The organism is Spiroplasma sp. ald (genome assembly GCF_044714355.1).
Classification (GTDB): Bacteria; Bacillota_I; Bacilli_A; order Mycoplasmatales; family Mycoplasmataceae; genus Spiroplasma; species Spiroplasma phoeniceum.
On the sequence record NZ_RXFY01000074.1, the window covers coordinates 1 to 5,274 of the forward strand.

Sequence of the window (5,274 nt, forward strand, 5' to 3'; positions counted from 1 at the left end):
TATTTTAATAGGTTATGCAAGAAGTCTATTATCTTTTCCATACTTAGTTACTAAGGACCGCAAAATAAAATAATGTTTCTTTTCAATAAAAAATTAACCTCTTTCTGAGTTGATTTGTTGCACTTCACTTACACGATGCCTTTAAAAAATCATTTTTCAAAGGTTCATTATTTTGTGTGATATCTTGATTATTACTTTTGATTTTTTTATTTTGTTCACTAACTTCAAATGTTTTCTCATCATCAGAATCATCAGTTGTTGGATTAAAAAAATGTTTATTTAAATTATTAATTATTTTCATCTTATTATTCTATTTTCTTATTTGTAAATAACTGCTTACAATAATTTTTTAGTTGATGAATAAGCCTTAAGAAAATTATAACACCTTTTCAATTGCTGCTAATAAATATGTTTTTAATTTTGTTTGTGTTTCATATGTATTTTGTAAAGTATTTGTAAAATTTTGTGCGAAAATTGGGGCATGATTATCAATTCCACTTTTGTAAGCATATTGTAATATTTTTACTATCTTATCAAACAAAGTATCTTTGCGATGATCACCAGTTGTATTATGTAAAAAATCAACTAAATCTTGTTTAACTCATTTTGTTGTTTCAATCCCTGTTCAACTTGGATGGTCAAGAGAAGTTTGGTCAGTATTAATTCAACAATTAGTTGTTTGTTTTGTCTCATCTCATATATTATTTTGTGCATCATACCCACATTGTGCTGAATAAATATTTTTTAATGCATCAAAAGTTGAAGTGGCAATTTGTTTTAAAGCACTAGTCACAACATAATTTTCGCCATAAATTTTAGATTGTTCGGTATCAACACCAACTATCTTAGCATTGACTTTAATTTGATTAATTGTATCTTGAACTTGTGCACCAGCAACCGGAAAAATAATACGAGCGCCACGAGCTAATAATTCATCACTAATAATTTTTCCATCACCAGCTTGAAATGATTGTGAAAATCATGATTCATTCTGTTTTAAAACATTTTGCACTTTAACAATTGATTGTAAAGTTGTTATTTCTGGATTAATATTTTGGACTTGGTTTAATATATCATGTTTTATATTATTTCATTTACTATTTACTGAAGAATTAATAATAGTATTAAATAAATCAATTCCAACTAAAAAACCTCATATATAATTTGAAACAGCAACTGGATTATCCATCCCACCATAACTACCAACTTTTAAGTGTCCATTATATTCGTTTTGGTGCGCATTTAAATAAATGCTTGTTGCTAAACTCGCATAAAAACCAGAAGCTTCAGCTTGATAAGTAATTCCAATAATATTTTTTGCTAATGGTGTCTTCTGGTCAATATTAAGATGAATGTTCTGACTACTTCCATCAATATAAATAATATTATCAACTAAACCCGCTGCTCAACCAATGGTATTACCATGGTTGAAACCAGGTAAAACTAGTGTTTTTGCTCCTGCAATTGAAGATGTAATATAAGCATTTTTATAATCACCAGGCGTTTGACTAACTGATTCAAAGTAACTTGCTCGTCAGTTTGAACTTTTTCAATTTTGTGGTGGAACAATTTGATTTTTTTGTGCAAAAACATATTTACTTGCTCCCTCTCATGCGGATTGATTAAAAGCAAGATCATTTACAGTTCCCCCATCAGTAATAACCCAAATACTATTATCAAAATTATACTTCTTTACACAAGCAAAAACACTGCTCACTGAAGTGCCAATGATACTTATCATCATCAAACTTTGTAAAATTCGTTTCATATTTTTTGCTCCTTTTTTACTTAATGTTTGTAAAAACAAAAAGATCAACCTGGTTTTTCATTAAAATGAGTGGTTAATGTTTAAAAAGCAAAAGCATTAACCTATAGCGTCTTTTTCCAATGGTAAGACATAGAAACACTAGACCATATTACTAGTATATACAGGTATATCATTTATTTTTATACTTATATCATAACTTCTTTTTTATCAAAAAGCAATTAAAATAAAAAAACAACCCGGGTGAGATTGTTTTTTAGGGTATCCATGAAGTATAAGATAATATAATACAAAGTATGGTCATATTGATAGGGCTAAACTTGTGCTGTTTATTATTAATTTAATAAAAGTACAATTCTTATACTTCCCTAGACATTTATTATTATATAGTTCAAAAAATAAAATTCAATAAGATTTAAATAACTTTTTAGATTTTTTTAAATTTGTTGTACTTTATTCTACAATTTACATTTTAGAACAAAATTGAAATAAAATTAAAACAAAACAGCGTAAATAATGAAAAACTAATTTTAGTCTTGTATTTCTTTGCATTTAGTCGTATGATTATTTTGAAATTATTTTAAAGGATTTAGGTAACAATTTTGTAATAAATTAAAGTACTGGGTTGTTTATTAGTGGAATTTTAATCCCCTACTGGTGTTTAGAATTTCCCCCACCATTTACAATAACATACCAAAAAGATTAAAAAGATAAGGACGTGCAAAAAATGAATAAACGAAATAATACACAAAAAGTAATGGTTGGTAATGTTCAAATTGGCGGACAAAATAAAGTTGTTATTCAATCAATGACTAATACAAAAACACACGATGTTGAAGCTACTTTAACGCAAATCAAACAACTATATCAAGAAGGTTGTGAAATTGTTCGAATTGCTGTTTTAGGAAAAGATGATGCTGCTGTTTTAAAAACAATTGTTGAACGTTCTCCTTGTCCATTAGTTGCAGACATCCATTTTAATTATGAATTTGCTTTAATTGCTGCTGATGCTGGTATTAGTAAAATTAGAATTAACCCAGGAAACATTGGGAGTATTGAAAATACAAAAAAAGTTGTCGAAAAATGTCTTGAAAAAAAGATTCCAATCCGAATTGGGGTTAATTCTGGTAGTTTGCCATTAGATCTTGTCAATAAATATGGTTGAACTCCTAAAGCAATGATTGAAAGTGCTCGTCGTCATATTGAAATTTTAGAACATCTTGGTTTTTATGATATTATTTTATCTTTAAAAGCAACCGAACCATTAATGGCAATTGAAGCTTATACATTAGCTAGTCAAGAATGAAATTATCCCCTTCATCTAGGGATTACTGAAGCTGGTAGTCATAATACCGGAACAATTAAATCATGTAGTGGTTTGTCACCGCTTCTTTTTAATGGTATTGGTGATACGATCCGAATTAGTTTATCAACTGATCCAATAGCAGAGGTGGAAGTTGCTAAACGAATGTTAAATTCATTAGGACTTTATGATAACATTGTTGATGTAATTGCTTGCCCAACATGTGGTCGTTTAGAATATGACCTTTTCCCCGTTGTAAAAGAATTAGAAGAATATACAAAAGATTTAAAAATTCCATTAAAAATTGCCATTTTAGGTTGTGTTGTTAATGGTCCAGGAGAAGCTAAACAAGCTGATTTAGGAATTGCTGGTGGTAAAAATGGTGGAATTATTTTTAAAAAAGGTAAAATTTATAAATCATGTAAACAAGAAGATCTTGTTCCAGAATTAAAACTATTAATTGATGAATATTATCAAGAATGACAACAACAACAACAAAAACAACAACAACAAAAAAAAAAAAAAAAACATTCAACAATAATAAAACCTTTTATGATAAAATAAAAACTGGAAAGAAAATAGAGGTGAATGATATGAATGTGTGTTGTCCCGCAAAAAATCATGATTGTTTTTCGTGTCGTACTTGTAGTAAACCAAAAGTTGGTTGTCGTTCTTGCTTAATTTGTATTTCTTGTACAGATTGTGTTAATAAAAAATGTGAGTGTTGTAAAAATAAACGTTAAAAAACTAGGTAATTACCTAGTTTTTTTAATTCGAAATTAAGTGACTATATGGAAACTCATTTAGCAAAAAATCAAACCAGCCTGGATTTGGATTGATATAGGGATAAATTCGTTCAAATTGCTCCAATGCACTATCAAAGTCATCATGATTAATGTATCCTTTTGCTACTAAATTCATAAAAACAATTGATGCACTACGGTTAATTCCTCAAACACAATGAACATAAATTTTTTTATTTTTAATATTATTATCAATAATCTTTAATGCTTGAATTACAATATTACGATCTAATTCTTGTAATGTTGGATAATCCTTAAAATTAAAATAAACATGTTTGTCATCAATTCAAAGATATTCTTGATTATCATTTTTAATATTATATTTTTGAATTTGTTCGCGATAAATTTCTTCAGCACAACTAATTACTAACGCAGCATCTTGTGGAACACTATGACGATCACCAAGATACAAATTATCGATAATTTTCTTTGCGGACATTTTTATTCTCCTAAATCTATTTTTATTTTACCATTTTGTTGAAATGGGTCAGTAAAATGTTTTGCCTTAATCATCGCAATTTCATCCTTATAAGGAGCAAATGCATGATTCTTTTCTCCTACATATGGTGTCTCTAAAATCTTAATCATCCCATCTAATTTAGGATGATAAATTATTTTTAAAAGGGTTTCAAACCCCAAGTAACCATAACCAATGTTTTCGTGCCGATCTTTATGGGCATTTAAAGGATTTTTACTGTCATTAATATGTAAACATAATAACCGGTTTAAACCAATTAATTGCTCAAATTCTATAATAATATCATCTAATGCTTCTGTCAAGCGATAACCAGCATCATGCATATGACAAGTATCTCAACAGATTCCTAATTTATCATTTAATTTAACATTATCAATAATATATTTTAGTTGTGTAAAATTTGTTCCTAATTCGCTTCCTTTACCAGTCATTGTTTCTAAAGCAATTTTTGCTTTTTGATTAGGTGTTAAAACTAAATTTAATCCTTCAATAATGCGATCTAATCCAACTTGTTCTGGTGCACCAACTGCGCTTCCAGGATGTAAAACAATTGTTTTAATTCCAATTTCATCAGCACGAGTAATTTCTTTTTTTAAAAACTCAACAGCTATTTCAAAAGTACTAGGATTAGTTGTGTTTGCTAAATTAATAATATAAGGAGCATGAATAATAATATTATTGATATCAAAATGCTGTTCTTTTAATTGTTGATAAAATTCTGGAATAAAAAATTGCTCCGTACTAACGCGAATAGTATTTTGGGGTGGTCCTGTATAAATCATCATTGCATTAGCATTATTATTTAAACTTTCATTTAAAGCACCAAGCAAATAATTTTGCTGCTTGTTCATACTAACATGACTTCCTATAATTAAATTATAATCTTTCATTTTAAGGTCTCCCTTTTTTTCTAATTAATTTTATA

5 protein-coding genes and 1 riboswitch are annotated in these 5,274 nt (G+C 28.1%); of the genes, 1 reads left to right on the plus strand and 4 read right to left on the minus strand.

What is annotated here, in order from left to right:
• Positions 1 to 43 precede the first annotated feature (43 nt).
• Positions 44 to 301: a hypothetical protein gene (locus EHU54_RS04195; RefSeq protein ID WP_400249096.1), complete on the minus strand. Its 258-nt coding sequence runs from the start codon at positions 299 to 301 to the stop codon at positions 44 to 46.
• 75 nt (positions 302 to 376) lie between these two features.
• Entirely contained in the window at positions 377 to 1,768 is a 1,392-nt protein-coding gene (locus tag EHU54_RS04200; RefSeq protein ID WP_400249098.1) for a BMP family ABC transporter substrate-binding protein, read from the minus strand.
• Positions 1,769 to 1,852: 84 nt separating this feature from the next.
• Positions 1,853 to 1,952: riboswitch (purine riboswitch) on the minus strand.
• Between the two features lie 540 nt (positions 1,953 to 2,492).
• On the opposite strand from EHU54_RS04200, the gene ispG reads away from it, so the two are divergent.
• Positions 2,493 to 3,632: a flavodoxin-dependent (E)-4-hydroxy-3-methylbut-2-enyl-diphosphate synthase gene (ispG, locus tag EHU54_RS04205; RefSeq protein WP_400249099.1), complete on the plus strand. Its 1,140-nt coding sequence runs from the start codon at positions 2,493 to 2,495 to the stop codon at positions 3,630 to 3,632.
• Positions 3,633 to 3,836: 204 nt separating this feature from the next.
• Here the strand turns inward: ispG and EHU54_RS04210 are convergent, their stop codons facing one another.
• Together EHU54_RS04210 and EHU54_RS04215 are read right to left on the minus strand one after the other, a co-directional pair.
• Positions 3,837 to 4,310 (minus strand): dual specificity protein phosphatase family protein, encoded by a 474-nt coding sequence (locus EHU54_RS04210; RefSeq protein ID WP_400249101.1) that lies wholly within the window; start codon positions 4,308 to 4,310, stop codon positions 3,837 to 3,839.
• 2 nt (positions 4,311 to 4,312) lie between these two features.
• Complete coding sequence (locus EHU54_RS04215) at positions 4,313 to 5,239, minus strand: deoxyribonuclease IV (RefSeq protein ID WP_400249102.1); 927 nt, start codon at positions 5,237 to 5,239, stop codon at positions 4,313 to 4,315.
• Positions 5,240 to 5,274 lie beyond the last annotated feature (35 nt).